We start from the raw sequence: 26,836 nt of genomic DNA, 5'->3' as shown, positions 1-26,836 counted from the left end.
TGCATTGCGTGGGGATTGGCAGAGGCGGCGGCCTCATGCGGAAAGCAGGTCTTGCGGGTCGAGCGCGCCCGGGTTGACGCAGGCGTGGATCGGCGGCGGGGTGCCCTGCAGGAAGCCGAGTACATTGCGCGCCGCTTCACTGGCCATCGCGGCCAGCGCCGCCGGCGTGGAGCCGCCCACGTGGGGCGTGAGCACCACGTTGTCGAGCGTCAGCAGCGCGCTGTCGGCGGGCAACGGCTCGACGGCCATGGTGTCCAGCCCGGCCGCATGGAGCTGGCCGCCGCGCAGCGCGTGGACCAGCGCCGCTTCGTCGACGACTTCGCCACGCGCGGTATTGATGAGAATGCCGCCGCGCTTCATGCGGGAGAACTGCGGCGCGCCGAGCATATTGCGCGTGTGGCGGTTCAGGGGAACGTGCAGGCTCACCACGTCGCTGATGTCGAGCAGCGCATCGAGCGCCTCGCAGCGCACCACGTCGCCGACAGGAAGCGGGCCCCGGACCAGGCCCGGATCGAAGGTAGCGACCTGCATGCCGAGCGCCAGGCACACGCGGGCGACCCGCTGCGCGACCTGGCCAAACCCGACCAGGCCGATGGTGCGGCCGTGCAGCTCCATCCCGTCCTGCGCACGCGACCAGCGGCCGGCGTGCAGCTCGCGGTCCATCCACGCGAGGCGACGCGCCGCGGCGAACATCAGGCCAAGCGTCAGCTCCGCGACGGACTGCGCGTTGGCGCCGGGCGTGACATAGACCGGGATGCCCAGCTCCGTGGCGGCATCGACGTCGATATTGCTGACGCCGACGCCATGCTTGGAGATCACCTTGAGCGTGGGACAGGAACGGATGGCAGCCCTGCCGAGCGTGACGGTGCGGGAGATGACGGCGTCGACGGGAAGACTGGCGAGCAAGCGTTCGACCTCGCCTGCATCGTCGGCATTGGCCAGGTAGTGCACGCGGGCATCTGCGGCCTCCAGCAGGCGCACGCCGGCGGGTGCGAGACGGGTTGCGGTGACAAGGATGGTGTAGGACATGGCAGCGAACGTTGGATCGATGCTGAATTCTTGTCCCGCAGACCGATGCCGTCCAGCTTATAATTTTTGTCGTTTGTTAAATAAAAGTAATCAGTTGGGGTATCGCCCCCGCGGCTGCAACCGAGGTGCCGAGATGGATCTGCGCGACCTGAAGTACTTTCTTGCCGTGGCCAATGCCGGCAATTTCCGCCGCGCCGCCGAGCTGGTGCATCGCAGCCAGCCAACCCTGACCAAGGCCGTCGACCGGCTCGAATCGTCCCTTGGGGCGGCGCTGTTCGAGCGTGAGGGCCGCGGCCAGAAGCTGAGCGCCGCCGGCATCGCGCTGCGCGCCCGCGCGGCCTCCCTGCTGCAGGAAGCGGACCTGCTGCGCGACGAGGTGGGCGCCATCGCCCGTGGCGTGGCCGGCACGGTGAGGCTGGGCAGCGGGCCGCTGGGCGCGGAGTACCTGCTGCCGCGCATCTGCAAGATGCTGCTCGGCCAGGCCCCCGACGTGGTGCTGCAACTGACCATTCGCAACAACTACGAATTGCGCGACGAATTGCGCGAAGGCCGGCTCGACGTGGTGCTCGGCTTCGTTCCCGAACAGGAAGACGAGTTCCACTGCGAGACCTTGCTCGAAGACACCGTGGTGGTCGCGGCGGTCAAGGGGCATCCGATCTTCCGGATCCGCAAGCCGGTGCCCGAGTCGCTGACCGGCTACCGGTGGGCGCTGCCGAACCGGGCCGTGGCAAGCCGTGCCTGGCTCGACCATGCGCTGGAATCGCGCAGCCTGCCGCGGCCCGTGGTGCAGATCGAAACCAACTCGATTCCGTTGATTCCGCGCGTGGTGGCGGACACCGAGCTGCTGACCTTCGTCTCCCGGCGCACCCTGCGCGCCAGCGGCGGCGACCTCGTCGAAGTCAGGCTGGGGGCTGCCACGCTGGTGCGCAATTTCGGCATCACCTACCGCAAGGACATCGCGCTCTCTCCGGTGGCGGACCGGCTGGTGGGACTGCTGCACGAGCACGGGAAGCTGCTGTTCGACCAGGTGGACTGAGCGCCGGCCGCGCTCAGATATTCCATTTGTCCGCGTCCGCCGCCAGCGCGTCCCTGAGCAACGCAAACTCCTGCTCCAGCCGCGAGTTCAGCGACATATAGCCCGCCCACGGGCCCGCTGCTTCCGGCGCTTCGCGCACGGCCTTGCCCCGCGCCTCCAGCCGCCCGGTCACCCCGTAGGCCAGGGCACGCGCCATCCCGATCAGCATGGCTTGCATGCGCCGCGCCCGCGCGCGCAGCTGGCGCCGGACCGCGGCCGCGTCATCGGCGCCCCCGTCCAGCGGCGGGCGGACCGCCGCCAGCACCTCGAGCAGGCTGATGCACACCCGCAGCGCATGCTGGATCGACTCCAGCTGTGCCATCGGCATCCTGGTCTCCTTGGCCACCGATGGCATCAGCGAGCGCAGCTGCACCAGCAAGCCGCCCTGCAGGACCATCGCACGTTGCAGGGCGGCCTGGTCCAGGCATGCATCCGTGGCGATGGCGCCATGCATGCGCGCGCAGCTGCGCAGCACCTCGGCCAGCTGGTAGCGCCAGGTATAGGTGGCATGCAGCGGCAAGGCAAAGGAGAACAGCAGCGCCACCGCGATGCCGATCAGCACATCGCCCGCGCGCCACAGGCCGTCGGCGACGGCGTTCTCGCCGTGGCCGGCGACGATGAAAATGGTGATGGCCGACAGCAGCGCGACATAGCCGCCCTTGCCGATCGCGTGATACGCGCAGACGGAGCAGGCGATCACGATCAGCGCATAGCTGAGCACCGGCATGTGGAAATAGGATTGCTGCACGATGATCGCCAGCCCCCCGGCCGCGCCGATCAGCGTGCCGAGGGCGCGCTCAGCCGCCTTGCGGCGGATATTGCCGTGGTGCTGCAGGCCACCGATGACCACCAGCAGGGTGATCGATGCCCACTCGCCGTGCGGGATGCGCATGCCGGTGGTCAGCACGATGGACGCCAGCAGCCCGAGCGCCACGCGCACCGCGTGGATCAGGCGGGCATGGCGGTAGCGCCTGGCCGGATCGAGCAAGGGGCGCAGCAGCCGGCGCAGCGGCGGCGGCAGGCGCGAGTGCAGCGGCGACGCCGTCATGCCGGCACGCGGCAACGGCCCGCGCGCCGCGGATCAATGCGCACCGGGCGCCTCGGCGCGGGCCAGCTCCGCGCGCGCATCGTCGAGCTTGCGCTGGCGCGAGGCGATCTTGGATGCGCTGCTGTGGTTGTCCTGGGCCTTCTGCAGGTCAGCCTCCCGCTCGCCTACCTTGGCGCGCAGCCGGGCGATCTTCTGCTGGTGCTTGTGTTCCTGCGCGGCGTCGGTGCAGTGCTTCCTGGTCTGCGCCAGCGCCGTTTCCAGCCCGGCGAGCTGCTCCTGGTTGCCATGCGCCCGCGCGGCGTCGATCTGGCGGCTGATGCGCTGCATCTTGTCCCGGCACGACTCGCCGGTGGACTGCGCTGAGGCGATGCCTGCGAACAGGCAGAGGACCACGGTCATGGCGGCGCGCTGCATTGTGTCTCCCCGGACGACGATGAACCAGCAAGATGCCTGCTAGTGTCGCGCGCCTTGCGCGGGAAGGCAACCCGGCCACCGAAGGCCGGCGCCGCGCACGCGCCAGCGCTCCCGGCCGCGGGGATCGGTCAGCAGCCAGGCGCGGCGCGGTATGGGCGCGGTATGGGCGCGGTATCGCCGCGGCAGGCCGTCAGCCGGCGTCGAACGCACGCTGTTCCTGCGCTACCAGCCTTGCCAGCAAGGGTGCCGGCGCCCAGTGCGCGCCATGGGCGGCCTCGAGCGCGCGGATCTTCTCCAGCGTCGGCGCCAGGCCGGCGGACTGCGCATGGAACATCGGGCCACCGCGCCATGCCGGGAAGCCGTAGCCGTGCACGTAGACCACGTCGATATCCGCCGCGCAGCGCGCGATTCCCTCCTCCAGGATGCGCGCGCCTTCGTTGACCAGCGCCAGCATGCAGCGCTCCACGATCTCCTCGTCGCTGATATCGCGGCGCCGGATGCCGGCCTCGGCGGCGCAGCCACGAATGATCTCGTCGACCACCGGATCGGGCAGCGGCACGCGGCTGCCCGGTTCGTAGCGATAGTAGCCGGCAGCGGTCTTCTGGCCAAAGCGGCCCATCTCGCAGATGCGGTCGGCCACGCTGGAATAGCGCAAGTGCGCGGGCCGCGCGGGCGCCAGCCGCTTGCGCGTGGCCCAGTTGATATCCATGCCGGCCAGGTCCGCCATGGCCAGCGGGCCCATGGCCATGCCGAAGCGCGTGAGCGCGCCGTCCACCTGCTGCGGCGAAGCACCTTCCTCCAGCAGGAAGCCGGCTTCGCGCCAGTATGGCGTGAGCATGCGGTTGCCGACGAAGCCCTCGCATACGCCCACCAGCACTGGAATCTTCCCGACCGCCCGGGCCAGCGTCATGCAGGCAGCGATCACCTCTGGCGCGGTGCGCTTGCCCTGCACCACCTCCAGCAGCTTCATCACGTTGGCCGGGCTGAAGAAGTGCAGCCCGATCACGTCCTGCGGGCGCGCGGTGGCCACCGCGATGACATCGATGTTCAGGCGGGAGGTATTGGTGGCCAGGATCGCGCCCGGCTTGCAGATGGCATCGAGCCGGCTGAACACGGCCTGCTTGACGGCCATGTCCTCGAACACGGCCTCGATGACCAGGTCGGCATGCGCCAGGTCCGTGTCGGCGAGCGTTGGCGTGATCAGCGCCATGCGCTGCGCGACCTCCTGCTCCGTGAGCTTGCCCCTGGCGGCGCTGACCCCGTAGTTGTGGCGGATCAGTGCCAGCCCGCGCTCCAGCGCGGCCTGCTGCTGCTCGCACAGGACCACCGGGAAGCCGGCGTTGGCGAAGGCCATGGCGATACCCGCGCCCATGGTGCCGGCCCCCAGGATGCCCACGCGCGCCACCACGCGCGGGGCGACTCCGGCAGGCAGGGCGGCGACCTTGGGCGCCGTGCGCTCGGCAAAGAACAGATGGCGCAGCGCCTTCGATTCCTGCCCCGCCACCAGTTCGTCGAAATGCGCGCGTTCCGCATCCAGCCCCGCTTCCACCGGCAAGCGCGCCGCCGCCTCCACGCAGGCGATGGCGGCGCGCTGCGCCCGTGCATTGCGCGCCCTGGGGCTCACCGCCGCCAGGCACGCGGCAAAGTCCACGCCCGCGGCATCGGCGCACGGCTTGCGCGAGATCACGAGATGGGCGCCCGGCAAACCCGCCACGCGCCCGGCAAACGCCACGGCGGCAGGCAGGGGCTCGCCCGCGATCAGTGCGTCGGCCATGCCCAGCGCCACGGCCTTGTCGCCGCGCACCGGCTGGCCGGACTGGATCAGCGCCAGCGCCGCGGCCACGCCGATCAGGCGCGGCAGCCGCTGCGTGCCGCCGCCGCCCGGCACCAGGCCGAGGTTGACTTCGGGCAGGCCCAGGCTGGCATCGGCGGTGGCGATGCGGTAGTGGCAGCCGAGGGCAAGCTCCATGCCCCCACCCAGCGCCACGCCGTGGATGGCCGCCACCACCGGCTTGGCGCACGCCTCGATGCGCGCGATGACCTCGCGCAGTGTGGGCCGTGCCGCGGCGGCAGGCGTGTTGAACTGGCGGATATCGGCGCCGCCGCAGAAGACCTTGCCGGCCCCGAGGATGACCACCGCCGCGACGGCTTCGTCCTGCGCGGCCATGCCGAGGCCCTCGAACAGCCCGCGCCGCACGGTGTCGCCCAGGCCATTGACCGGCGGGTTGTCGATCAGCAATACCGCCACGCGGCCATGGCGCCCGTAGCGCACGGCGGGGGTCAGGGCGAGGAAGTCCGGGCTCGGGGCAAGGACGGCGGGGGCTGTGGTACCGGCGGAATGCGAAGTCATGTCAGGCTCGGAAAGACCCAGGGAGAGATCAGAGGGCGGTGGAAAGAATGGCCGTGGCCTGGCTCGACAGCACGCCGCCATTGCCATGGACCAGGGCGACCTCGGCGTCCCGCACCTGGCGGGCACCGGCTTCGCGGCGCAGTTGCGTGACTGCCTCGATCACCAGGAAGATGCTGTACATGCCCGGGTGCGTGCAGGACAGCCCGCCGCCGTTGGTGTTCATCGGCAAGGCCCCGCCCGGCTCGATGCGCCCGCCGGAAACGAAGGCGCCTCCCTCGCCCTTGGCGCAGAAGCCGAGGTCCTCCAGGAACAGGATCGGGTTGATGGTGAAGGCGTCGTACAGTTCCACCACGTCGATATCGGCCGGCGTCAGCCCGGCTTCGGCGAAGGCGGTGCGCCCCGATGCCGCGGCCGGGGTCACGGTCAGGTCATCCATGCAGGAGATCTGGCGGTGCCAGTGCGCATGGCCGCAGCCGAGCACGTAGACCGGGCTGGCATGCAGGCCGCGCGCGCGGTCGGCGCGCGCGACCACGAAAGCCCCCGCGCCGTCGGTGACCAGGCAGCAATCGCGCACCGTGAGCGGGTCGGAAATCATTTTGGCGCTGATCACGTCGTCCACGCTCAGCGGCCCGCGCGAGAAGGCATCCGGGTTGAGCCGGGCCCACTTGCGCGCGGCCACCGCCACCTCCGCCAGCTGGGTGCGCGTGGTGCCGTACTGGTGCATGTGGCGCGCCGCCGCCAGCGCGTAGCTGCTCGCCGGGTTGAAGGGCTTGTACGGATGCTCGTAGGGCTGCGGGTCCAGCTCGGCGCGCATCTGGTTGATGCGCGAGCTGCTCGGCACGCTGCGCGGCGTGCTGCCGTAGCAGATCAGCACGTTGTCGCACTGGCCGGCTTCGATGGCCATCGCCGCGACGTTCAGGTCGGCGATGAAGGAGGAGCCGCCGAACATGGTGCTGTCGGAGAAGCGCGGCCGGATGCCGAGATACTCGGCCATGCGCATCACCCACCAGGGCGATGTCAGGCTGGAGGTGATGATGCCGTCGATATCCCGCATGCGCAGGCCGCTGGCTGTCACCGCCGCGCGCGCCGCCTGCGCGATGATCTCCTGCTCGGTGCGGCCGCCGGCGTGGCCCATGCCCGCCAGCCCGGTGCCGAGAATGGCGATGGCGCCGCGCCGCTTCGCTTGTGTGCTGCCCGTCATTGCGACTCCATGGGAATGAACTCCAGCAGCGGCCCGGCCGCCTCCTGCGCGACGCGCGCCTGCACGCGCAAGCCGATCCTGACGGCATCCGGCGCAACGCCGGCAACCCGGCTCATCATGCGCGGCCCTTCGTCGAGATCGACCAGGCTGACGTTGTAGTCGCCTTCCGGCCGGCGCACCGTGGTGGTGGAATAGACCGTGCCGCTGCCTGCGGGCGCGTGCCAGGCCAGCGCGTCCGAGCCGCAGTGCGGGCACAGCACGCGCGGGAAGAAATGCCAGCGGCGGCAGTCCTCGCAGCGGGGAATGACAAAGCTGCCCTGGGCCAGCTTGCCGAAATAGAAGGCGTCCGCGCCCTGGGCCGCCTCGCTTGCAGGGGCGCCGGGGCCATTCGGATCGTCACGCAGGGCATTCGCTGCGCGATTGGTGTTTTCCGCCGGCGTCATTCGTCCACCTTCACGCCCGTGACCTGTACCGTGCGCTGCCACTTGGCCACTTCGGCCTCCACGTACTGGCGGAATGCCGCCGGGTCCAGCGTGCCGCCGGGCTCGGCGCTCTGCTTGCGCAGCTTGGCGGCCATCTCGGGCGAGCCCATGATGCGGTTGGCCTCGTGGTTCAGGCGCGCCACGATCTCCGGCGCGGTGCCGGCAGGCGCGTACAGGCCGAGCCAGGTGTAGAGGTCGTAGTTCTTGAAGCCCGCTTCGGCGATGGCGGGCAGGTCGGGGAACAGCTTGCTGCGCTCGGCGCTGGTGACCGCAAGGGGCCGCAGCTTGCCGGCGGCAATGAAGGCGGACACGCTCATGGAATCCTGGAACACCATCGGGATCTGCCCGGCCACCACGTCGTTGGTGGAGGGCGATGCGCCCTTGTACGGCACATGCACCAGCGGCACGCCCGCCACTTGCCGGAACAGTTCGCCGGCCAGGTGGGTGGAGCCGCCCACGCCGGCGGACCCGTACGGCACGCTCGGCTGCGCCCTGGCCCACTTGATGAACTCCGGCAAGGTCCTGGCCGGCACCGAAGGATTCACGACCAGCATGTTCGGCGCCTTGGCGATCAGGGCGATCGGCTCGAAATCCTTCACCGGCTGGTAGCGCACGCTCTTCTGCACCGCCGGCCCGATCACATGGCCCGTGGCGCTGAGCAGCAGCGTGTAGCCGTCATTGGGCCTGCGTGCCACGTACTCGGTCGCGACCTGCCCGGCCGCGCCGGGGCGGTTCTCCACCACGAAGCTCTGCTTGAACGCCTGCGACAATTCCGCCGCCAGCAGCCGCCCCACGATATCCGTCATGCCGCCGGGCGCGAATGCCACCACGATGGTGACCGGCTTGGCCGGATAGGCGTCGGCCTTGGCCGGTTGCGCGTGCGCGTGGCCGGCGGCCAGGAGGCAAGCAAGGACACTGCAACACAAGACGGGCAGGCGCACGCGGCCCTGGATGGAATTCATGGCGGTCTCCGGATCGTTCGTTTTTGTATGTCGCCGAAGGACCGTCGCGAGACGAAGGATCCGCCACCGACAGCCTGAGGCTGGGGGCCAGTATATTTTTGGCCGCGCGCGTCAGGCCATCCGAAAAATTCGAACCGGCGGTTCGCGGAATTGGAACGCTGCCCTGGTGCCGCGGGAAATGCGCGCCATCGCGAGGCGCTGTCGCGGGCTATCGATGGGGGCTATCGATGGGGGCTATCGGCGGGTGCTATCGGCGGGCGGCCATCGGTCGCCTGCGGGCAGGCTGGATGGCGCGGGTGCCCGGCCCTGACGGGCCGGGGCGAGGCGGGGAACAGGCTTGCGGCGCATGGCGCGCCGCCGTCTTCAGCCTCCCTTGAAGATTTCGCTGGCGCCCACGTACACGCGGATGCCCCTGGCTTGCGCCAGTTCGGGAGCGATCAGGCTGAGGTCGAGCGAGGTGCCCCCGATCGCCTGCAGGAAGGTCCAGCCAACCGTCTTGTCGCCGGCGCGGAAGGCCACCGACTCGCCCGAGGCGACCTCGATGTAGTTCATGCCCGGCGTCAGCGTCACGGTGCGGGTGGTGGTACGCAACTCGGCGGGGCTGCCGAACAAGGCCGCGACCCGGCTGGCAATGGCGGTGGGCGCGGTGGCTGGCGCAGAGGCGGATGCGGGGATGCCGGCGCTCCACGCCGGCGACATGCTGAGGAGGGAGAGAGCCAGCGCGGCGGCCAGCTTTTGCTTCGTGATCATTGCTTTTCCTTGTGCCTACCCGTGTCGTCCTGGGTACACGAGGAAAGTGTAGCCATGCCCATGGCATTCTAAAAATGATATATAAGCTAAATATCAAGTCGTTTTTTTCATGACCGCAGGCTGCCACGGGCGCATCGGCCATGCGCCCGGCTCAAACACGCTCGCGCGTGGCGGCCACCCGCGGGTCATCGAGCAGGAACTGCACGAAGGCGGCAGTGAAGGACGGCAGCTTGCGGTCCGCGCGCACGATCAGGTTCAGTTCGCGGCGCGCCCACGGCTCGGCCAGCCGCACGCCCGCCACGCGGGCTTCGCGCAAGGCCTGCGCGGCGACGCTGCGCGGCACCAGCGCCACGCCAACGCCGGCCTCCACCAGCGATAGCGCGGCCTCGAAGCTGTGTGCGTGCAGGCGCACGTTGGGGCTCTTGCCGGCGCGCTGCGCCATGTCGCGCAGGAACAGGAAGTTGCTGCTGGCGCGGCTCATGCAGACAAAATCGAAATCCAGCGCCGCGCCGAAGCGCAGTTCGTCCTGCCTGGCGAGCGGATGGTCCGCGGGCACGGCCAGGATCAACTCGTCCACGGCATAGCGTTCGATGCGCACGCCGCGCGCGTCGATGTCGCCCGCGAGAATGCCGATGTCGGCTTCCTGCGCCGCCACCGCGGAAGGTATGGCCTGGCTGGCGCGCTCTTCGAGATCGATGTTGACGTCAGGGTTGCCCGCCAGGAAGCGGCTGACGCTGGGAATGATGAAGCCGTTGAGCGAGCTGCTGTTGGCCAGCAGCCGGATATGGCCTTTCAACCCCGCCGAGAAGCGCCCCACTTCGCCGTGCATGCGCTCCACGCCCTGCAGCAGTTCGCGCACATGGGTCAGCAGCGTCTCGCCGGCGGGCGTGAGCTCCATGCCGCGCGCGTTGCGCACGAACAGCGGCGTGCCCATCGCATGCTCGAGGTTCTTCAGGCGATAGCTGGCGGCGGAGGCGGTGATATGGACGGCAGATGCCCCGTTGGACAGGTTCTGCGCTTCGGCGATGGCCTGGAACAGGCGCAGGTCGGTCAATTCGTAGCGCAAGGTGTCTCCGTTCTGTTTTCGTGGCGCGGCCCGCCATCCGGCAAGGCCGCGCCACGATTCTAGAACAACCCCGCTGCCTGCCTCAGGCCAGCGTGAGGCGCACGTCGATATTGCCGCGCGTGGCGTTCGAGTACGGGCAGACGATGTGGGCCTTGTCCACCAGCGACTGCGCGGCGGCACGGTCCATGCCGGGCAGCGCGATGGTCAGCTCCACCTCGATGCCGAAGCCATTGGGGATGGGGCCGATGCCGACCTGGCCGGTGATGCTGGTATCGGCGGGCAGCGCGATCTTGTCGCGCGCGGCGACAAACTTCATTGCGCCAATGAAGCAAGCCGAGTAGCCGGCGGCGAAGAGTTGCTCGGGGTTGGTGCCGGCACCGCCTGCGCCGCCCAGCTCGCGCGGGGTGGCCAGCTTGACGTCGAGCACGTTGTCGGAAGACACCGCGCGGCCGTCGCGGCCTCCGGTGGCGGTGGCGCTGGCACGATAGAGGACTTGTTCGATCGACATGTTGATTCTCCGGTTTGGTGATGAGAGTGGAAATGCCGGCTCATGGAGCCTTTTTGGGGTTGCTGCCTACTGCGTGTTTCCGGCTTTGCGACTTTGCTGCTGCCTGCTCCTCGCGTTGCATTTTGCATCGCGATCTATTAAATAGCACACTATTCATTTGACCCGCGACTCGAACCAATCGCACGAATCGCACGGATCACACGGATCACACGGATCACACGGATCACACGGATCACGCACATGCCGCCCGTGCGGCCGCGCCTTGTTCCGCTTCAGCCGCCCGCGTCGGCGAACCGCCCGCGCAGCTTGTCCAGTTCCGCCTTGACCGACACGATCTCGTCAATGCCGCAATCCGCCGCGCACAAGACCGCGCGCGGCACGGCCTCCGCCTGCTGGCGCAGCGCGCGCCCCTGCGCGGTCAGCGTGACGATGACCTGACGCTCGTCCTCCACGGCGCGCTCGCGGCGCAGCAGTTGCTGGGCCTCCATGCGCTTGAGCAGCGGCGTCAGCGTGGCCGAATCCAGATGCAGGCGCGCGCCGATATCCGACACAGTCAGGCCATCGGCCTCCCACAACACCATCATCACGAGGTATTGCGGATACGTCAGGCCCAGCGGTGCCAGCAACTTGCGGTAAAGCTTGTTCAGGGCCAGCGAAGTGGCATACACGGAAAAGCAGAACTGGTGGTCCAGCAACAGCGAGGAGGCGCTGTCGATGCCGGCGCCGGGCGCTGCCTGCTTGTTCCGGGAGGTGCGTTTCGTGTCCATGGGCCGTAATTTAGATTGTGCGCGATTTAATTGCAAGCTATTTTTTACCGGCACAAGATGTTGCCGCAACGGCATGCGCAGGCCTCAGGGAGGATCCTCGCCCTGGTCGCCGAGCGCAGTGGTGTCGATCCGCTCGACCTTGCCCTTCTGGCGCACCTCGGTGCGCATCACGAACGCCTCCGTCGGGCAGTACCAGTCGGTGATTTCCATGACGGCGGGTTCCGTCTGGATCACGTCGTCGCCCATCATCAGCGGTCCGAGCGCGCTGCGCTTCTGATAAGTGATCGGCATGCACTGGCGGCGGCCCATCATGGTCTCGATGGACCGCGCGCGCCCGACGCGCCGCTCGCCGATGGTCACAGAGGCCGCCGGTGCGCGGATGGTGGTGACGAACTCGCCGGTGGCCAGGCTGTGGATCTCCAGGTCGAGGCTGGAGGTGAGCGTCTGGCCCGGCAGAACGATGCCCTCGCGCACGGTCAGCCCGGCATAGCTGAGCACGCCGTGGCCCTGGAACGAAGCTTCGCCGAACAGCCTGGTATAGCGCGCCTGCGCGTTGATGGTGGCGCGCTGGCTGCTCACCGAGCCGCCGGTGCCGCTGGCGTCGCGGTCGAAGTTCATGCGGTGCACCTGATCCATCACCACGGGCGGGCCCATCATGGCTGCCAGCGCCGATTTCGAGTGGATCGACAGCCAGGCGCTGCAGCCGGTCTCGGTTCGTACCGGATGCCGGATGACCATGGTGATGGACATCGGCATGTCGCCGCTGGCCTCCATCTGCGTGCGCGCGCCGGACTGGAACCAGTCGGTGTCGCAGATGGTGCCGGGCGCGCGCGGCGGCGGCTCGGCGGGGGTTGCGGCGGCGGGTATTGCCGCCGCATCGGCCGGCACGGGCGCCTGTGCCTGCGCGGCCTGCGGGGTGCCGCACAGCAGCAGCGCCGACAGGCACGCCAGTCGCAATGCGCCAGGCCTTCCGCTGGCGGGCGCCGGCCGGTGGGGGTGAACAGTCATGTCGTATCGCAAGCGGGCAAGCGGGCTATGGCGGCACCTGCCGCCGGTCTGCACGCAAGGTAGCACTGCTGCGCGGGCCGCACAACTAGGGCCCGCCGAAAACGGGATACGGCACCCCGCGCGCCGGGTCCGCCGTGGTCTGGTCGATCACGCGTTCCACGTCAGCCACCTCGCGCAGCGCCTTGAAGAAGTCCTCGCGCGCGAACCCGCGTCCCACGCAGCCCTGCACCAGCAGCCAGCGCTGCCGCACCGTGAACCACAGCGTCGAATCCCGCCAGCCCGGCATGGCGGTCGATATCGCCTGCAGGCGCCGCCGCGCGCCTTCGGCAATCTCCCGGTCGTACTGGTAGGCACTGGGCAGGCGGCAGCGCCCCTCCAGCCAGCAGTGGTTGCCGTGCTCGATGCGGTGGTGCGAATCGCGCAGCCATTCGGCCTCGTCCACGCGCGGGCCCAGCGGCTCGGGGCAATTGGCGATCTTCGCGGAGACCTGGAAGAACGGATCGTTGTCGCGGTTCTGATAGCGGCCGGCAGCGGCGCTGGCGTCGGCGGCGCCGGCAGGCGCGGCCGCAAGCACGGCGCAGGCGAACACGACCGACACGGCATTGGCGGCGGCAGGCAAGAGCGGCTCAGGCATGGCGGGCTCCGGAAATCGCGGTGACCTGCGCCCAGCATAGGCGCTGCGCGGGGCGAGATGAAGGCTGCCCGCGCGGCCAGGCGGGGCGCTTACAATCGGCCGATGCCAACCATAACCCCAAGGAGACAGCGATGGCAGTGATCGGACCGGACGTGAGCCTGCACCCGAGCGCTTACGTGCACGAATCGGCCTACCTCTACGGCAAGATCACGGTGCATGAGAACGCCTCGATCTGGATCAACGCGGCCGCGCGCGCCGAGCACACGGAAATCGTGATCGGCGCGTACACCAACATCCAGGACTTCGCCATGCTGCATGTCGGCGACCGTACGCCGACCATCATCGGCAGCCATTGCTCCATCACCCATCACTGCACCATCCACGGCTGCACGATCGGCGACAACTGCCTGATCGGCATCAACGCGACCATCATGGACGGCTGCGTGATCGGGGACAACAGCATCGTCGCCGGCCATGCCTTCCTCAAGGAAGGCACCGTGATCCCGCCCAACTCCATCGTGATGGGCAGCCCCGGCAAGGTCACGCGCACGCAGAACAACTACGTGCGCAACCGCCTCAACGCCTTCCTGTACTACAAGAACGCGCTGGCCTACGCGCAGCAGAACTACCGCGCGTGGGACGGTCCGGCATTTACCGCAGAGGTGACGCGGGAGATGGAAAAGCTGCGGGCGGAACTGGCGGCGCCAGGCGACTGACATCCGCTCGTACCGGCGGCGCAGCGCGTCCAGATCGGCCAAGCGGTGCGAACCGGGGGGCGATTCGCGTTCGCGGGGGATCGGGCCCCGGCTCCCGCAATCGCTAGACCAGCCCGATGTCCAGCGCGCGCGTGCCGGGAAACACCTGCGCCAGGCGCGCATCGTCCAGCCCGTAGAGACGCCTGAAGATGCCGCCGAGCACCGCGCGGTATTCGTTGAGCACCGGCCAGTCCCGGTTCTGGTTCAGCGTGCGCTGCTCCACCGCCACCTGCTCGCCCGCAATGCGCCCGCCGCGCACCGTGCCGCCGGCCACCCAGTACACCGTGCCGTGGCCATGGTCGGTGCCACGCGTGCCGTTCTCGCGAAAGGTGCGGCCGAACTCGGATACCACCACCAGCGTGGTCTTGCTCCATGCCGGGCCCATCTCCCCGGCAAAACCGGCAATGCCGCGTCCGAGGTTGTCGAGCAGGCTGGCCATCTGCCCTTGCGCGCCGCCCTGGTTGACGTGCGTATCCCAGCCGCCCACATCGATGAAGCCCAGGTTGAAGCGCTCGCGCATCAGGCCTGCCATGCGGCGCGCTTCCAGCTCGAAGCCCCTGGCGCTGAGCGCGCGGCGGCTGGCGGCCTGCATCTCCTGCATGCGCCCGGCCGTGGCTGGGTCGGCGTCGCCCTGCGCCGCCATGCCGGCGCTCTGCATGCTGTCGCGGTGCTGCATGGCCTCGGCCTCCTGCGCCACGGTCTGGCGCAGCTCGAAACCCTCGTCGATCAGCGACTCGAAACGCGTGCCGCGGTACATCTGCGCCAGCACGCGCGCCTGGCGTTCATCGAAGGGCGTGCGTCCGGTGCCTTTGAGCGAGACATTGGGCACGCCGAGCGAGCCGCCGAGCACCACCGGCAAGCCATCGGTGAAAGCCACCGGCGCGGCGCGCCCGCCCATGGCCACGGCCAGCCGGTTGAGGAAGCCCGTGCCGCGCAGCGATGCGTCGATACGCACGCCCTTGCCGCCGGGCTGCGGCAGGCCCGCCTCCATGCCATCCTGCGTTTCGAAGTGGCTGCGCGAGAGATCATCGGTGCCGGCGAACGGCACGAAGGCAAGCTGCTGGCTCTGCCACAGCGGCAGCATGCTGTCCCTGAGCGCGGGATGCAGCGCCCAGGTGTCGATGCCCCTGCCGCCGCCGTCGAAGGCCGCCGCCAGCGACAAGGCCGCACGCGGATCGGCCGGCATGCCTTGCCCGGGCGGGCGGGCGATGGCGATGCCGGGCCGCGCGGCATAGTAGAAATCGCTGCCGGCCGGCACCAGCACATTGGTGGCATCGTAGCCGCCGCGCAGGAACACCAGCAGGAAGCGCGCCTCGGCCTGCTGCGGCAGCGCGTAGGCGCGCGAGGCGATGCCGGGGGCCAGCGTGGCGAGGCCGGCCATGCCGGCACGCTTGAGCCATTCACGTCGTTGCATGGGACGCTCCTTGTTCAGGCACTCGCGGATATCACGGCTGCATCCATTCGGGCGATGACAGCAGGATGGTGTTCCATTCCGCCTGCGACGCCGCCTGCGTCATGGCCGTGCGCGTGGCGGAGCCGAGCGTGGCTTCGATGCTGTCGTAGTAGATGCGGTTGCCCAGTTGGGGGAAACCGGTGCGCCCGGCGGGCTTGCCGTCGTCCTTCGAGAACAGGCCGGCCTGGCCGGATCCGATCGCGCGCGCGATCTCGAAGCGCTTGATCATCTGCCCCGAGCTGGCCCAGGCGCCCTGCGCGGCGGGAAAACCGTCCGGCGTGACGCGGCCGTAGAGCGGCTCGCCAAGCTGGTTGAGCCAGCCGACGGCCGGGCGCAGGTTCGCCACCATGCGGCCATCGTAGGCCAGCCGCAGCGACGACGCCACGAACTGCATCGGGTCCTTGAACTTGCGCGGGCCGGACGCCAGCGCGGCGTTGAACTCGGGCGACAGGAACAGCGTGCGCAGCACGGCGGCGATATCGCCGTCGCGTTGCGCGAAGGTGGCCGCCATGCGCTCGACCAGCGCCGGCGCCGGCGTGTCGCCGACGAAATGCGCGGCGATCTTGGCGCAGACGAAGCGCGCCGTGGCCGGCTCGCGGCTGAGGATATCCACGGCCTGCTCCACCTCGTGGAAGCCGGAGGGCTCGATGCGATGGCCGAGCAGGGTCTTGGCGCCGAAGTCATGCCGGCCGGGATTGAACTCGAACACGCCGTCGGCAAGGTATTGCGCCTGCCTCTGCGGCGCCAGCCCGGGCGGCTGGCCGGTGGCATTGATGCCGAGCCCGGTCAGCACGCGCGCCAGTTCCTGCACGTCCTGCTGCGTGTAGCGCGAACCGCTGGCCCCGCCGGACACGCCCAGCGTATGCAGCTCCATCAGTTCGCGCGCGTAGTTCTCGTTGATGCGGCCGGCGGCGCTCTGCGCGTTGTCCAGGTACTCCAGCATGGCCGGCGCGGTCACGGTGGCCATCAGCAGGTCGCGGAACCTGCCGAGCGCACGCGCTCGGATGGCCTTGTCCTCGTAGTCTGCCAGCACCCAGCGCACCGCGCCCTTGCCCGAGTACACGCTGAAGTGATTCATCCAGAACCACGTCATCTGCTCGCGCAATTGCGCCGGCGAGTACAGCGCGCGCAGCAGGTGGCGGCGCCCGGTGTCGAGCACCACCTCGTTGCCGGTGCGGTTGAGCGCGTCGCGCGCCTTTTGCTTGTCGTCTTCGTCGGTGAGCGTGTTGATGCGCTGCTGCTCGGCACGCACGCTGCGCAGGCGCTGCTCGCCGCTTTGCTGGGAAATGCCCAGCGCGCCGATGGTGGCGGCGAGTTCGCCGCTGTCGGCGGCGGGCGCCTTGAGCTGTTCGTCGAGATAGCGCTCGCGGCCGAGCTTGCGCAAGCGGTCGATGCCGGCCTGGTCGGCGCCGAAAGTGACGCTGTTGAGCCAGTGCAGGTCGGCGGGCCCGAGCGCGGCGCCGGGGGTGCCGCCGTCAGGCATGCCGACTTGCGCGCAGGCGCCCAGCAGCGCGGCGGCCGCGCCCAGGAACCAGGCTGTCGTCAGGCGTGGAAAGCGAAAGGGCATGGCGGTCCTGTCTCGTCTCGCACGAGGGCATGGGTGACACCGCTCTTACGCAAGGAGGCGTACTTTGGTTGACGCAGCCGATACGCGATTTACCCGAAGTCATGCCGGCAACGCGCCGGCAACGCGCCGGCATCCGCAAGGAAAACGAAAGCACCGGCCGCCAATTGCCGCGCCAACCCGCGCGCCACCCGGCTTGCGTCAGGGCCTGCCGGCTTCGGGCGGCATGGCCGCCAGCGTCAGCAGCCAGAACGCCAGCGCCGCCGCGCTGATGCCCGCGCCCAGCATGCACACGCCGCTCCACCCGGCGTGTGCGTAGGCGTGGGTCGAGGCGATCGCGCCAGCGCCGCTGCCCAGCGCATAGAAGAGCATATAGCAGCCCACCAGGCGGCCATGGGCCTCGGGCCGCGCGCGGAACACCAGGCTCTGGTTGGTGACATGGATGGCCTGCCCGGCCAGGTCGAGCACGATCACGCCGGCCACCAGCAGCCACAGCGACCGCGGCGCGAAGGCCAGCGGCAGCCAGCATGCCAGCAGCAGCACCAGCGCCACGCCGGTGGTGCGCTGGCCCAGCCCGCGGTCGGCCAGCCGGCCGGCGCGCGCGGCCGCCAGCGCGCCCGCCGCGCCCACCAGGCCGAAGGCGCCGATGGCGGTGTGCGACATGGCATGCGGCGGCGCGCTCAGCGGCAGCACCAGCGCGGTCCAGAACACGCTGAAGGCGGCGAACATCAGCATCGCCAGCACGCCGCGGATCTGCAGCGTGCGCTCGCTCTTGAGCAGCGCGAACATCGAGGCGAGCAGCCCCGCATAGCTCATGCGCAGCGGCGCCACCGCCTGCCGTGGCAGGCGGCGTGCCAGCACCGCCAGCAGCAGCAGCGCCAGCAGGCCCGATACCGCGTACACCGCGCGCCAGCCGCCCAGGTCGGCCAGCGCGCCCGCCATGGCGCGCGCAGCCAGCAAGCCGGTCACCACGCCGCCCTGCGCCGCGCCCACCACGCGCCCGCGCTCGGCCGGCGCGGCCAGGGTGGCGGCAAACGCGATCAGCCCCTGCGTCATGGCCGTGCCCAGCAAACCCACGGCGAGCATGCCGGCCAGCAGCGCGGTGCGCGTCGCGGCAAGACTGACCAGTGTCAGCGCCAGCGCCAGCAGCAGCGATTGCAGCAGGATCAGCCGGCGCCGGTCCACCAGGTCGCCCACCGGCACCAGCAACAGCAGCGCCAGCGCGCAGCCGGCCTGGGTGACGGTCACCACCATGCCCACCGCGCCTTCGGCAAAGCCGAACTCGCGCGCCATGGCGTCCAGCAGCGGTTGTGCGTAGTAGACATTGGCCACGCTCAGCCCGCAGGCCAGCGCGAACAGCCAGACCAGCGCGGGCGGCATGCGGGCCGGCACCGAGGCATCGGGGGGCGCTGCGCACGCGTCGGGCGTGGTGGCGGCGGTGGCGGCGGTGGCGGCATTCACGGTCATCTGCGGCTCCATCCGGTCTTTCTGGTTGCATTAGAAAACCAGATGGAGTTTAGTCACTATGGTTTTTTAAAGCAACCACGCGATGAAAGCCGCACATCACGCTGCATCGTAAATGTGCTGCCAAAGGCTGCCCAGCAAACCTTCCATGTATATCGTATAGTTGCGATCTTAATTTTGTGAGAAGCGGATATATGTTTCGTAGAAAGACGAAACAAGTCCCACTCCGCCCGCATGCAGACCCGCCCATGGACACCGACGCCATCGACATCGACGCCATTCACAAGGCCCTGGCCAATCCGCTGCGGCGCAATATCCTCGCCTGGCTGAAGTCCCCCGAGGAGCACTTCGCCATGCAGGACCACCCGCTTGACATCGGCGTCTGCGCCGGCCTGATCGACGCGCGCACCGGGCTGTCGCAGTCCACCGTGTCGGCCCACCTCGCCACGCTGCAACGCGCCGGGCTGGTGACATCGAAGCGGGTCGGCCAGTGGATTTTCTTCAAGCGCAACGAGCAGACCATCCAGGCCTTCCTCGACCAGATGCATAGCGATCTCTGACCCCTGGCGGCGCGCAAGCGCCGCCTGACCGACAAACGGCGCGAACGCCGGAACCCGCACCACGGTGCACTTCTCACCTCGACCCGAAACACGTACATGACCACACTCTTCGATCCCATCCGCATCGGCGACCTCGATCTTCCCAACCGCGTCATCATGGCGCCGCTGACGCGTTCGCGCGCAGTGGGCGGCGGCCGCGTGCCCAACGCAATGATGGCCGAGTACTACGTGCAGCGCGCCTCGGCGGGCCTGATCCTCAGCGAGGCTACCGCCGTCACCCCGCAAGGCGTGGGCTACGCCGACACCCCGGGCATCTGGTCCGACGAACAGGTCGCCGGCTGGAAGGTGGTCACCGATGCCGTGCACGCCGCGGGCGGCCGCATCTTCCTGCAGCTCTGGCACGTAGGCCGCATTTCCGACCCGGTCTTCCTCGACGGCGACCTGCCGGTGGCGCCCAGCGCCATCGCGGCTGGCGGCAACGTCAGCCTGGTCCGCCCCAAGCGCCCCTATGTCACCCCGCGCGCGCTGGAAACCGATGAGATCCCCGGCATCGTCGCCGCCTATCGCCACGGCGCCGAAAACGCCAAGGCCGCCGGCTTCGACGGCGTGGAAGTGCACGGCGCCAACGGCTACCTGCTCGACCAGTTCCTGCAGGACAGCACCAACCAGCGCACCGACGCCTACGGTGGCTCCATCGAGAACCGCGCCCGCCTGCTGCTGGAAGTGACCGACGCCTGCATCGCCGTATGGGGCGCATCGCGCGTGGGCGTGCACCTGGCACCGCGCGGCGATGCCCACACCATGGGCGATTCCGACCCCGCCGCCACCTTCGGCTATGTGGCGCGCGAACTCGGCAAGCGCAAGATCGCGTTCATCTGCGCGCGCGAAGCGCTCGGCGACAACCGCCTGGGCCCGGCACTGAAGCAAGCCTTCGGCGGCGTCTATATCGCCAACGAGAGGATGACCAAGGCCACGGCCGGGCACGTGCTGGAAGCCGGCGAAGCCGATGCGGTGGCCTTCGGCCAGCTGTTCATCGCCAACCCGGACCTGCCGCGCCGCCTGCAGATCGACGCGCCGCTCAACGTGCCGCAGCCGGAGACGTTCTACCACCCGGGCGCCGAGGGCTATCTCGACTATCCCGCGCTCGCCTGAGCCAGGGACACCGGCCCCGCGCAGCATTGCGCGGGGCACGCCGGACGCCGCGCCCTGGCGTGGCGTCCGGCCCGAAGGGCGCCACAGCCGGCCAGCCTTGCCCAGCCTCCTGACCGAACGCACAGCCACCGCGCATCTTCACGAACGCGCTGCGCACCACGGGTGCCCCGGCATCGGCGATGCCAGCCACGGCCCACCCGCGCGCAATCAACCACACCCGCCTTCTTTCCGCCAACCCTCGTTCTCGCTGTTCCCGCGGCGCCCGACGGCTTCCGGCCTGTTCACGCACTGGCTCGCCGGCATCTTGGCGATACCTCCCATCCGGCATACATTGGTTTGATCGCACTGCAAACCATCGTCGTGTCGGCTCTGGTATCGGCGTGTGACGCAAGCGCTCATGCTGCCAGCGGAATTGCTTCCACCCCAGGATAGAGCGCACCTGATGGAACGATTCCGCCACAGGACCGCATCAAGCGCGCCAGGAGACGAAAATGACGGAGAAGATCGATTTGCCTCGTCGAGGCTTCCTGGGCACGGCAGCCTCGGCACTCGCTGCCGCACAACTCGGGCTGCTGCCTCGCGCACAGGCCCAGACCAATCAGCCGAAGCCGGCACCCCGGCCCCGGGCCACGCCGGTTAGCCCGACGGCCTTTACGTCGATCAGGCAGATCAACGCCGGGCTGCTCAACGTCGGCTACGCCGAAGCGGGTCCTGCCGATGGGCCAGCGGTCGTCCTGCTGCACGGCTGGCCCTACGATATCCACAGCTTCGTCGAAGTCGCGCCTCTGCTGGCATCGCGCGGGTATCGCGTGGTGGTCCCGTATCTGCGCGGCTATGGTTCGACGACCTTCTTGTCGGGCGAAACCATGCGCAACGGCCAGCCGGCGGCCGTCGCTCTCGATATCGTCGCACTGATGGATGCGCTTGGTATCCAGAAGGCCGTCGTGGCAGGGTTCGACTGGGGCGCACGCACGGCCTGCATCATCGCCGCACTGTGGCCGCAGCGCTGCAACGGGCTGGTATCCGTAAGCGGCTACCTGATTGGCAGCCAGGCGGCGGGCAAGGTGCCGTTGCCGCCCGAGGCCGAGTTCCAGTGGTGGTACCAGTTCTATCTGGCAACGGAGCGCGGACGCGCTGGCTATCAGAAGTTCACGCACGATTTCGCCAGGCTGATCTGGCGGCAGGCGTCTCCCAAGTGGAAATTCGACGACGCCACCTTCGAGCGCAGTGCGGTGGCCTTCGACAACCCCGATCACGTGGACATATCTGTTCACAACTATCGCTGGCGGCAAGGTCTTGCACCAGGCGAGGCGAAATACGACGATGTCGAGAAGCAGCTCGCGGCGGCCCCCGTCATCAGCGTGCGCACGATCACCATGGAAGGTGATGCCAACGGCGCCCCCCATCCGGCGCCCTCTGCCTACGCAAGCAAGTTCACCGGCAGATATGAGCACCGCGACCTCACGGGAGGCATCGGCCACAACCTGCCGCAGGAAGCGCCACGGGCATTCGCGCAGGCGGTGATCGACGTCAGCAAGCCCTAGCCGCGGACCGGTACCGGATGAAGCCCTGGCCAGAAGGCTCTCGAGCTCGCGCCCCGGGACGAATGCAAGAGTTCTTGGCTGGCCGCGGCAGGTCAATTACTCTCGTCAATGCAACCGCGCCTCCAACCCTGGTGCCCGGCTATTCCCCTGCGACCCGTCAGCTTGCGCGCGGGGCGTGCTGAAGTACCTTGCAGCCGACTTGCCTTGACATGGGGGGAAGTCCTGGCTGTCCGTCACTGACCGCAGTCGACGGAGAAGTGGACGGAGAAGTGGCGGCGCCATCAGCCGCCGGAGGAGATTCGGCGATGAGCAACGAGGCAGAGCCGGGGGCCGGGGACGCTACCCATCAGCCGGCAGCAGATCCGGGCGGTATCGACGACGGCGCGATCGACGACGACGAGATCGTGCGGCAGCATCCGCGCTATCAGCAAATGTTTCCCGTCCTTGGCGAGGAAGAAGTCGACAGGGTGCGTCGCTTCGGCAGCCCGTGCCACCACGCCAGGGGCGAGATGCTCTACAGCGCCGGAAGCATCTGCCCGGGCGTGTTCGTCGTCCTGTCCGGAAAGGTGCGGATAGTCACGCGCGACGGTTTGTCCCACATGCGGATCCTCCACACCTACACACAACGCGGAGAGTTCACTTCCGATATCACGCAACTCTCCAGCAAGCAGGCGGTCGTTGACGCGCATGTCATCGAAGATGTCGAGGCAGTGCTGATACGCCCCGACGATCTCAGCGCCATGATGATCAGCGAGGCCGATCTTGGCGAGAAGATCATGCGCGCCCTGATCCTGAGGCGTGTCCTGGCGATCGAACGCGGACGCGGTGTCGTCATCGTCGGGACCCCCAGCAACGCGCGGCTCCTCGAACTGCAGAATTTCCTGCGCAGCAACTCCTTTCCGAATACGACGCTCAATGCCGAACAGGACGCTGAAGCGATTGCGCTGCTGCAGCGCCTGACGCCGCAGCCCGATGACTTCCCGCTGGTTGTCTGCCCGAACGGCACCGTGCTGCGAAACCCCGATGTGGGGCAGCTCGCGTCTTGCCTTGGACTGATCCCCGACTTCGATCCGGCGCATGTCTACGATGTGGCCATCATCGGCGCCGGCCCGGCGGGACTGGCGGCGGCCGTCTACGCGGCATCCGATGGCCTGTCCGTGGCCGTGTTTGATTGTCGCGCCCCCGGGGGCCAGGCCAGTACCAGCGCGCGCATCGAGAACTATCTGGGCTTCCCCACCGGCATCACCGGGCAGGACCTCGCGGGACGCGCATTTATCCAGGCACAGAAGTTCGGCGCCCATATCGGCATACCGTGCGAGGTGAAGGCCTTGTACTGCGACCAGCTCCCGCTGGTCGTCGAGCTTGCCGACGACCGCCGTATCCCCGCGCGCACCGTCGTCATCGCCAGCGGCGCAGAATACCGGCGCCCGGTTGTCGACGGACTCGAACGCTTCGAGCGCTGTGGCGTCTACTATTGGGCTACGCCGATCGAGGCCCGACTATGCCGCAAGGAGCCAGTGCTGTTGCTCGGTGGAGGCAACTCGGCGGGCCAGGCGGTGGTATTCCTGGCATCGCACGCCGAGCACGTGCACATGTTCATTCGCGGATCGCGCCTCGCCGACAGCATGTCACGCTACCTCGTCGAACGCATCGGCTCGCTTGCGAACGTGACGCTTCATACGCGGATCGAACTGACCGCGCTCGAGGGCGGCGCGCGTCTTGAACGCGTGCACTATCGCGGCGCCGGCGGCATCCAGGGAAGCATGACGACGCATCATCTGTTCGTCTTCATTGGCGCACAGCCGAATACGCGATGGCTCAAGAGTTGCGGCGTGGCGCTCGACGGCAACGGCTTCGTATCGACCGGCGCCGACGTCGCGCAGGCATCCGTGCCCAAGCTCCCTTTCCAGACCAGCGTCGACGGCGTCTTCGCGATCGGAGACGTCCGCTCGGGCTCCACCAAGCGAGTCGCATCGGCGGTCGGCGAAGGCGCGGCCGTGGTCGCGCAGATTCATCAATTCCTGCCCCTGCCAGGCCGGTGAAGCCGGAGCGCCAGCCCCGGGGCTAGTCTGCCTGCGCGCCCGAGCGCTTGACCACCGGCCCCCACTTGCGGATCTCGCTGTCGACGAATTTGCCGGTTTCCTCGGGGCTCATCGGCATCGGCTCCGAGCCGCGGTCCACGATGAACTTCTGCAGCTCGGGCGACTGCAGCGCCTTTACCGTCTCCGCGTTGAGCTGGCTCACCAGCGCCGGCGGCAGGCCCTTCGGCGCCATCAGGATGGCCCAGCCAAGCGCCTCGAAGCCGGGCACGCCTTCTTCGCGCACGGTCGGCACGGACGGCAGCTGGGGCGTGCGCTGCGCGACCGTCACCGCCAGCGGCACGGCCTTCTTCGACTGGATCAGCGGCAGCGCCGCGGTGACCGAGTCCACCATCAGCGGGATCTGATTGCCGAGGAAGTCCGACTGCGCGGGGCCGCTGCCCTTGTAGGGGATGTGCACCATGAAGATGCCGGCCTGCGCCTTGAGCATCTCGGCAGACAGGTGCTGCGTGCCGCCGATGCCGGCGCTGGCATAGCTGTACTTGCCCGGCGCAGCCTTCGCCTTGGCGATCAGGTCGCGCAGCGAGACGATGCCGGAAGCCGGCGTGGCAAGGAACACCAGCGGCACCGAGAACACGCCCGAGATCGGCTGGAAGTCCTGGCGCGGGTTATAGGCCAGCTTCTTGTACAGGGTCTGGTTGATTGCCATCGCGCTGCCGGCCATCACCAGCGTGTAGCCGTCGGGCGCGGCGTGCGCGGCGATCTCCATGCCGAGGTTGCTGCCGGCGCCGGCGCGGTTGTCCACCACCACCGGCTGGCCGAGCTGCTTGCCGAGCCTCTCGGCCAGCGCGCGCGCGAAGATGTCGGTAGCCTGCCCAGGCGGGAACGGCACGATCAGCTTGACGGGCCGCTCGGGATAGGCAGCGTGGGCGAGGGTGGCGCCTGCCATGACAGCGGCGGCGACCAGGGCGCGGGTAGTCTTCAAGGGGCTCTCCTGTTTCTGTCTTGTTGTTCTGCGGCGTGGCATGGCGCGGCGTCCGGCACCTGCCGCCCACCGCGCGCAGGAGAGGATTCTACGGGATGCCGCGCCGCGCATTTCCTTATGTGGTTCGCTGCGTTGGCAGGGCTGCGCGGGCGCCGTATGATGTCGCGGCACCCACCCCACATCATGGAGCGCTGCATGAACGCCGTCACCGAGCCGCCGCTGGCATCGCAGGATCCCGGCCTGTCCCTTCCCGCGCTGCATTTCCCCGCGGTCCGGGCCGAGGTCTCGCCGCAGGAATGGGCGGTGCGCGTGGAACTGGCCGCCGCCTACCGGCTGGCCGCGCAGTTCCGCTGGACCGATCACATCTACACGCACTTCTCCGCGCGCGTGCCCGGCCCCGACGAGCACTTCCTGATCAATGCCTACGGACTGACCTTCGACGAGATCAGCGCATCCAACCTGGTCAAGGTCGATATCGACGGCGAGATCATCCGCGACGACACCGGCCTGGGCATCAACCCGGCCGGCTACACGATCCACAGCGCCGTCCACGGCGCGCGCCACGACGTGGGCTGCGTGCTGCATACCCACACCGCCGCCGGCATCGGCGTCTCCGCGCAGCGCGACGGGCTGCTGATGATCTCGCAGCACGCCATGCGCTTCTTCGGACGGGTGGCGTACCACGACTACGAAGGCATCGCCATCGACCTCGACGAACGCGCGCGGCTGGTGGCCGATCTCGGCGACAGGGACATCTTCATCCTGCGCAACCACGGCCTGCTGACCTGCGCGCCGACCGTCGCCCAGGCCTTCCAGGAACTGCATATGCTCGAACGCGCCTGCGTGGCGCAGCTGGCCGCGCAGTCGGGCGGTGCGCCGCTGGTGATCGCGCCCGATGCGGTGGCCCGCAAGGTGGCCGATGTGGTGATCGCCAATGCCGGCGGCCCGGTCACGCGCAAGCACTGGGCCGCGCTGCTGCGTCAGCTCGAGCGCAGCGACAAGGCGTACCGCCAGTAGCGCGACGCTAGATCCGCACGCCGAGCATCCCCGCGACGATCGCCACGGTCCAGGCCAGCGACGCCGCGATCAGGATCCGGCAAACCCGGTTGGCGCGCCCCGGCGGCGTGCCGTGCGCCAGCATCACCGTGCGCAGGCCGCAGGCAATATGGCTCAGCACGAAGAACACCCCCAGCCCATAGTGGGGAATCAGTCAATATCCTTGAACCTTCAAGAATCCCCGGGCACGGCCAGCAGGAAAGGCTGCGCGCTCCTATAATCGACCGGCCTTCACCGCTCCCTCCGGGAAAAGGACCTGCGCCATGATCGACCTGTACTACTGGACCACGCCCAATGGCCACAAGATCGCCATGTTCCTGGAGGAGGCCGGACTGCCCTACCGCGTGGTGCCGGTCAACATCAGCCGCGGAGACCAGTTCGAGCCAGCCTTCCTGAAGATCTCGCCCAACAACCGCATCCCGGCCATCGTGGACCATGCGCCGGCCGATGGCGGGGAACCGCTCTCGACCTTCGAGTCGGGTGCGATCCTGCTGTACCTGGCCGACAAGACCGGGCATCTCATCGCGCAGGACCTGCGCGGGCGCAATATGGCGCTGCAGTGGCTGTTCTGGCAGATGGGCGGGCTGGGTCCGATGGCCGGGCAGAATCATCACTTCGTGCAGTACGCGCCGGAACAGCTGCCCTACGCCATCGAGCGCTACGTGAAGGAGACGGCGCGCCTGTATGGCGTGCTGAACAAGCACATGGCGGACGGCCGCGATTTCATCTGCGGCACCGAATATTCGATCGCGGACATCGCATGCTACCCATGGGTGGTGCCGCACGAACGGCAACGGCAGGACCTCGCCGATTTCCCGCACCTGCAGCGCTGGTTCGCGCGCGTGCGCGCGCGTCCCGCCACCGAACGGGCCTATGCGCTGGCCAATACCGTCAACACCGCGCCGGTGGTCAGCGAGGATTCCAGGAGCGTGCTGTTCGGGCAGGACGCCTCGAGCGTGCGCTGAGGCCG

Annotated in this window: 26 protein-coding genes; 8 read left to right on the top strand and 18 right to left on the bottom strand. The window is 68.7% G+C overall.

Annotated elements, in window-relative coordinates; translation table 11 throughout:
• Window positions 1-33: 33 nt before the first annotated feature.
• Window positions 34-1,029, bottom strand: coding sequence for a hydroxyacid dehydrogenase (locus AB4Z48_RS01775; RefSeq protein ID WP_441612106.1), 996 nt, complete (start codon window positions 1,027-1,029; stop codon window positions 34-36).
• Between the two features lie 133 nt (window positions 1,030-1,162).
• Between AB4Z48_RS01775 and AB4Z48_RS01770 the strand changes: the two genes are divergently transcribed.
• The gene (locus tag AB4Z48_RS01770) at window positions 1,163-2,065 is read left to right on the top strand and encodes a LysR family transcriptional regulator (RefSeq protein ID WP_441612105.1); all 903 of its coding nucleotides are present in this window, start codon (window positions 1,163-1,165) and stop codon (window positions 2,063-2,065) included.
• Between the two features lie 13 nt (window positions 2,066-2,078).
• Here AB4Z48_RS01770 and AB4Z48_RS01765 read toward each other — a convergent pair whose 3' ends face one another.
• The 12 genes from AB4Z48_RS01765 to AB4Z48_RS01710 form a co-directional block, all read right to left on the bottom strand.
• Window positions 2,079-3,152, bottom strand: coding sequence for an FUSC family protein (locus AB4Z48_RS01765; protein WP_441612104.1), 1,074 nt, complete (start codon window positions 3,150-3,152; stop codon window positions 2,079-2,081).
• Window positions 3,153-3,185: 33 nt separating this feature from the next.
• Window positions 3,186-3,566: a DUF1090 domain-containing protein gene (locus tag AB4Z48_RS01760; protein ID WP_441612103.1), complete on the bottom strand. Its 381-nt coding sequence runs from the start codon at window positions 3,564-3,566 to the stop codon at window positions 3,186-3,188.
• A gap of 190 nt (window positions 3,567-3,756) precedes the next feature.
• Window positions 3,757-5,916, bottom strand: coding sequence for a 3-hydroxyacyl-CoA dehydrogenase NAD-binding domain-containing protein (locus AB4Z48_RS01755; protein WP_441612102.1), 2,160 nt, complete (start codon window positions 5,914-5,916; stop codon window positions 3,757-3,759).
• 28 nt (window positions 5,917-5,944) lie between these two features.
• Window positions 5,945-7,117, bottom strand: a complete 1,173-nt coding sequence (locus AB4Z48_RS01750) for a thiolase (RefSeq protein WP_441612101.1) — start codon at window positions 7,115-7,117, stop codon at window positions 5,945-5,947.
• Entirely contained in the window at window positions 7,114-7,560 is a 447-nt protein-coding gene (locus AB4Z48_RS01745; RefSeq protein ID WP_441612100.1) for a Zn-ribbon domain-containing OB-fold protein, read from the bottom strand. Before AB4Z48_RS01745 ends, AB4Z48_RS01750 begins: the two co-directional genes overlap by 4 nt.
• Window positions 7,557-8,561, bottom strand: coding sequence for a tripartite tricarboxylate transporter substrate binding protein (locus AB4Z48_RS01740; RefSeq protein ID WP_441612099.1), 1,005 nt, complete (start codon window positions 8,559-8,561; stop codon window positions 7,557-7,559). Before AB4Z48_RS01740 ends, AB4Z48_RS01745 begins: the two co-directional genes overlap by 4 nt.
• 363 nt (window positions 8,562-8,924) lie before the next feature.
• Window positions 8,925-9,311, bottom strand: a complete 387-nt coding sequence (locus AB4Z48_RS01735) for a CzcE family metal-binding protein (RefSeq protein WP_441612098.1) — start codon at window positions 9,309-9,311, stop codon at window positions 8,925-8,927.
• Window positions 9,312-9,462: 151 nt separating this feature from the next.
• Complete coding sequence (locus AB4Z48_RS01730; protein ID WP_441612097.1) at window positions 9,463-10,377, bottom strand: LysR substrate-binding domain-containing protein; 915 nt, start codon at window positions 10,375-10,377, stop codon at window positions 9,463-9,465.
• Between the two features lie 82 nt (window positions 10,378-10,459).
• Window positions 10,460-10,885: an organic hydroperoxide resistance protein gene (locus AB4Z48_RS01725; RefSeq protein WP_441612096.1), complete on the bottom strand. Its 426-nt coding sequence runs from the start codon at window positions 10,883-10,885 to the stop codon at window positions 10,460-10,462.
• A 272-nt stretch (window positions 10,886-11,157) separates the two neighbouring features.
• Complete coding sequence (locus tag AB4Z48_RS01720) at window positions 11,158-11,652, bottom strand: MarR family winged helix-turn-helix transcriptional regulator (protein ID WP_441612095.1); 495 nt, start codon at window positions 11,650-11,652, stop codon at window positions 11,158-11,160.
• Between the two features lie 84 nt (window positions 11,653-11,736).
• Window positions 11,737-12,660: a hypothetical protein gene (locus tag AB4Z48_RS01715; RefSeq protein ID WP_441612094.1), complete on the bottom strand. Its 924-nt coding sequence runs from the start codon at window positions 12,658-12,660 to the stop codon at window positions 11,737-11,739.
• Window positions 12,661-12,745: 85 nt separating this feature from the next.
• A complete protein-coding gene (locus AB4Z48_RS01710) occupies window positions 12,746-13,294 on the bottom strand; it encodes a BON domain-containing protein (RefSeq protein ID WP_441612093.1) in 549 nt (182 codons plus the stop codon).
• 131 nt (window positions 13,295-13,425) lie between these two features.
• On the opposite strand from AB4Z48_RS01710, the gene AB4Z48_RS01705 reads away from it, so the two are divergent.
• Entirely contained in the window at window positions 13,426-14,010 is a 585-nt protein-coding gene (locus AB4Z48_RS01705; RefSeq protein ID WP_441612092.1) for a gamma carbonic anhydrase family protein, read from the top strand.
• 103 nt (window positions 14,011-14,113) lie between these two features.
• On the opposite strand, the gene AB4Z48_RS01700 is transcribed toward AB4Z48_RS01705, so the two are convergent.
• The 3 genes from AB4Z48_RS01700 to AB4Z48_RS01690 form a co-directional block, all read right to left on the bottom strand.
• Window positions 14,114-15,463, bottom strand: a complete 1,350-nt coding sequence (locus AB4Z48_RS01700) for a DUF1501 domain-containing protein (RefSeq protein ID WP_441612091.1) — start codon at window positions 15,461-15,463, stop codon at window positions 14,114-14,116.
• Window positions 15,464-15,494: 31 nt separating this feature from the next.
• On the bottom strand, window positions 15,495-17,069 hold the full coding sequence (locus AB4Z48_RS01695) for a DUF1800 domain-containing protein (RefSeq protein ID WP_441612090.1): 1,575 nt from the start codon (window positions 17,067-17,069) through the stop codon (window positions 15,495-15,497).
• 198 nt (window positions 17,070-17,267) lie between these two features.
• On the bottom strand, window positions 17,268-18,533 hold the full coding sequence (locus AB4Z48_RS01690) for an MFS transporter (protein WP_441612089.1): 1,266 nt from the start codon (window positions 18,531-18,533) through the stop codon (window positions 17,268-17,270).
• Window positions 18,534-18,778: 245 nt separating this feature from the next.
• Between AB4Z48_RS01690 and AB4Z48_RS01685 the strand changes: the two genes are divergently transcribed.
• The 4 genes from AB4Z48_RS01685 (at window position 18,779) to AB4Z48_RS01670 (ending at window position 23,828) form a co-directional block, all read left to right on the top strand.
• Entirely contained in the window at window positions 18,779-19,090 is a 312-nt protein-coding gene (locus AB4Z48_RS01685; RefSeq protein ID WP_441612088.1) for an ArsR/SmtB family transcription factor, read from the top strand.
• A gap of 96 nt (window positions 19,091-19,186) precedes the next feature.
• Complete coding sequence (locus AB4Z48_RS01680) at window positions 19,187-20,242, top strand: alkene reductase (protein ID WP_441612087.1); 1,056 nt, start codon at window positions 19,187-19,189, stop codon at window positions 20,240-20,242.
• 491 nt (window positions 20,243-20,733) lie between these two features.
• Entirely contained in the window at window positions 20,734-21,786 is a 1,053-nt protein-coding gene (locus AB4Z48_RS01675; protein WP_441612086.1) for an alpha/beta fold hydrolase, read from the top strand.
• Window positions 21,787-22,091: 305 nt separating this feature from the next.
• Window positions 22,092-23,828, top strand: coding sequence for an FAD-dependent oxidoreductase (locus AB4Z48_RS01670; RefSeq protein ID WP_441612085.1), 1,737 nt, complete (start codon window positions 22,092-22,094; stop codon window positions 23,826-23,828).
• A 22-nt stretch (window positions 23,829-23,850) separates the two neighbouring features.
• Here AB4Z48_RS01670 and AB4Z48_RS01665 read toward each other — a convergent pair whose 3' ends face one another.
• The gene (locus tag AB4Z48_RS01665; RefSeq protein WP_441612277.1) at window positions 23,851-24,774 is read right to left on the bottom strand and encodes a Bug family tripartite tricarboxylate transporter substrate binding protein; all 924 of its coding nucleotides are present in this window, start codon (window positions 24,772-24,774) and stop codon (window positions 23,851-23,853) included.
• Between the two features lie 231 nt (window positions 24,775-25,005).
• Here AB4Z48_RS01665 and AB4Z48_RS01660 point away from each other — a divergent pair, with 231 nt between their 5' ends.
• On the top strand, window positions 25,006-25,827 hold the full coding sequence (locus AB4Z48_RS01660; RefSeq protein WP_441612084.1) for a class II aldolase/adducin family protein: 822 nt from the start codon (window positions 25,006-25,008) through the stop codon (window positions 25,825-25,827).
• 7 nt (window positions 25,828-25,834) lie between these two features.
• Here the strand turns inward: AB4Z48_RS01660 and AB4Z48_RS01655 are convergent, their stop codons facing one another.
• The gene (locus AB4Z48_RS01655; RefSeq protein WP_441612083.1) at window positions 25,835-25,996 is read right to left on the bottom strand and encodes a hypothetical protein; all 162 of its coding nucleotides are present in this window, start codon (window positions 25,994-25,996) and stop codon (window positions 25,835-25,837) included.
• A gap of 133 nt (window positions 25,997-26,129) precedes the next feature.
• On the opposite strand from AB4Z48_RS01655, the gene AB4Z48_RS01650 reads away from it, so the two are divergent.
• On the top strand, window positions 26,130-26,831 hold the full coding sequence (locus AB4Z48_RS01650) for a glutathione binding-like protein (RefSeq protein WP_441612082.1): 702 nt from the start codon (window positions 26,130-26,132) through the stop codon (window positions 26,829-26,831).
• Window positions 26,832-26,836 lie beyond the last annotated feature (5 nt).

This window comes from Cupriavidus sp. 2TAF22, from assembly GCF_052115045.1.
Lineage (GTDB): Bacteria > Pseudomonadota > Gammaproteobacteria > Burkholderiales > Burkholderiaceae > Cupriavidus.
This window is presented reverse-complemented; position numbering and strand designations above follow the sequence as displayed.

Coding starts and splice junctions, on each gene's coding strand:
- AB4Z48_RS01760 (WP_441612103.1), bottom strand. CDS start 3,566: ATGCAGCGCGCCGCCATGACCGTGGTCCTCTGCCTGTTCGCAGGCATC.
- AB4Z48_RS01670 (WP_441612085.1), top strand. CDS start 22,092: ATGAGCAACGAGGCAGAGCCGGGGGCCGGGGACGCTACCCATCAGCCG.
- AB4Z48_RS01690 (WP_441612089.1), bottom strand. CDS start 18,533: ATGACCGTGAATGCCGCCACCGCCGCCACCGCCGCCACCACGCCCGAC.
- AB4Z48_RS01775 (WP_441612106.1), bottom strand. CDS start 1,029: ATGTCCTACACCATCCTTGTCACCGCAACCCGTCTCGCACCCGCCGGC.
- AB4Z48_RS01770 (WP_441612105.1), top strand. CDS start 1,163: ATGGATCTGCGCGACCTGAAGTACTTTCTTGCCGTGGCCAATGCCGGC.
- AB4Z48_RS01735 (WP_441612098.1), bottom strand. CDS start 9,311: ATGATCACGAAGCAAAAGCTGGCCGCCGCGCTGGCTCTCTCCCTCCTC.
- AB4Z48_RS01740 (WP_441612099.1), bottom strand. CDS start 8,561: ATGAATTCCATCCAGGGCCGCGTGCGCCTGCCCGTCTTGTGTTGCAGT.
- AB4Z48_RS01710 (WP_441612093.1), bottom strand. CDS start 13,294: ATGCCTGAGCCGCTCTTGCCTGCCGCCGCCAATGCCGTGTCGGTCGTG.
- AB4Z48_RS01720 (WP_441612095.1), bottom strand. CDS start 11,652: ATGGACACGAAACGCACCTCCCGGAACAAGCAGGCAGCGCCCGGCGCC.
- AB4Z48_RS01680 (WP_441612087.1), top strand. CDS start 19,187: ATGACCACACTCTTCGATCCCATCCGCATCGGCGACCTCGATCTTCCC.
- AB4Z48_RS01745 (WP_441612100.1), bottom strand. CDS start 7,560: ATGACGCCGGCGGAAAACACCAATCGCGCAGCGAATGCCCTGCGTGAC.
- AB4Z48_RS01705 (WP_441612092.1), top strand. CDS start 13,426: ATGGCAGTGATCGGACCGGACGTGAGCCTGCACCCGAGCGCTTACGTG.
- AB4Z48_RS01700 (WP_441612091.1), bottom strand. CDS start 15,463: ATGCAACGACGTGAATGGCTCAAGCGTGCCGGCATGGCCGGCCTCGCC.
- AB4Z48_RS01750 (WP_441612101.1), bottom strand. CDS start 7,117: ATGACGGGCAGCACACAAGCGAAGCGGCGCGGCGCCATCGCCATTCTC.
- AB4Z48_RS01675 (WP_441612086.1), top strand. CDS start 20,734: ATGACGGAGAAGATCGATTTGCCTCGTCGAGGCTTCCTGGGCACGGCA.
- AB4Z48_RS01725 (WP_441612096.1), bottom strand. CDS start 10,885: ATGTCGATCGAACAAGTCCTCTATCGTGCCAGCGCCACCGCCACCGGA.
- AB4Z48_RS01765 (WP_441612104.1), bottom strand. CDS start 3,152: ATGACGGCGTCGCCGCTGCACTCGCGCCTGCCGCCGCCGCTGCGCCGG.
- AB4Z48_RS01660 (WP_441612084.1), top strand. CDS start 25,006: ATGAACGCCGTCACCGAGCCGCCGCTGGCATCGCAGGATCCCGGCCTG.
- AB4Z48_RS01715 (WP_441612094.1), bottom strand. CDS start 12,660: ATGACTGTTCACCCCCACCGGCCGGCGCCCGCCAGCGGAAGGCCTGGC.
- AB4Z48_RS01755 (WP_441612102.1), bottom strand. CDS start 5,916: ATGACTTCGCATTCCGCCGGTACCACAGCCCCCGCCGTCCTTGCCCCG.
- AB4Z48_RS01665 (WP_441612277.1), bottom strand. CDS start 24,774: ATGGCAGGCGCCACCCTCGCCCACGCTGCCTATCCCGAGCGGCCCGTC.
- AB4Z48_RS01650 (WP_441612082.1), top strand. CDS start 26,130: ATGATCGACCTGTACTACTGGACCACGCCCAATGGCCACAAGATCGCC.
- AB4Z48_RS01695 (WP_441612090.1), bottom strand. CDS start 17,069: ATGCCCTTTCGCTTTCCACGCCTGACGACAGCCTGGTTCCTGGGCGCG.
- AB4Z48_RS01685 (WP_441612088.1), top strand. CDS start 18,779: ATGGACACCGACGCCATCGACATCGACGCCATTCACAAGGCCCTGGCC.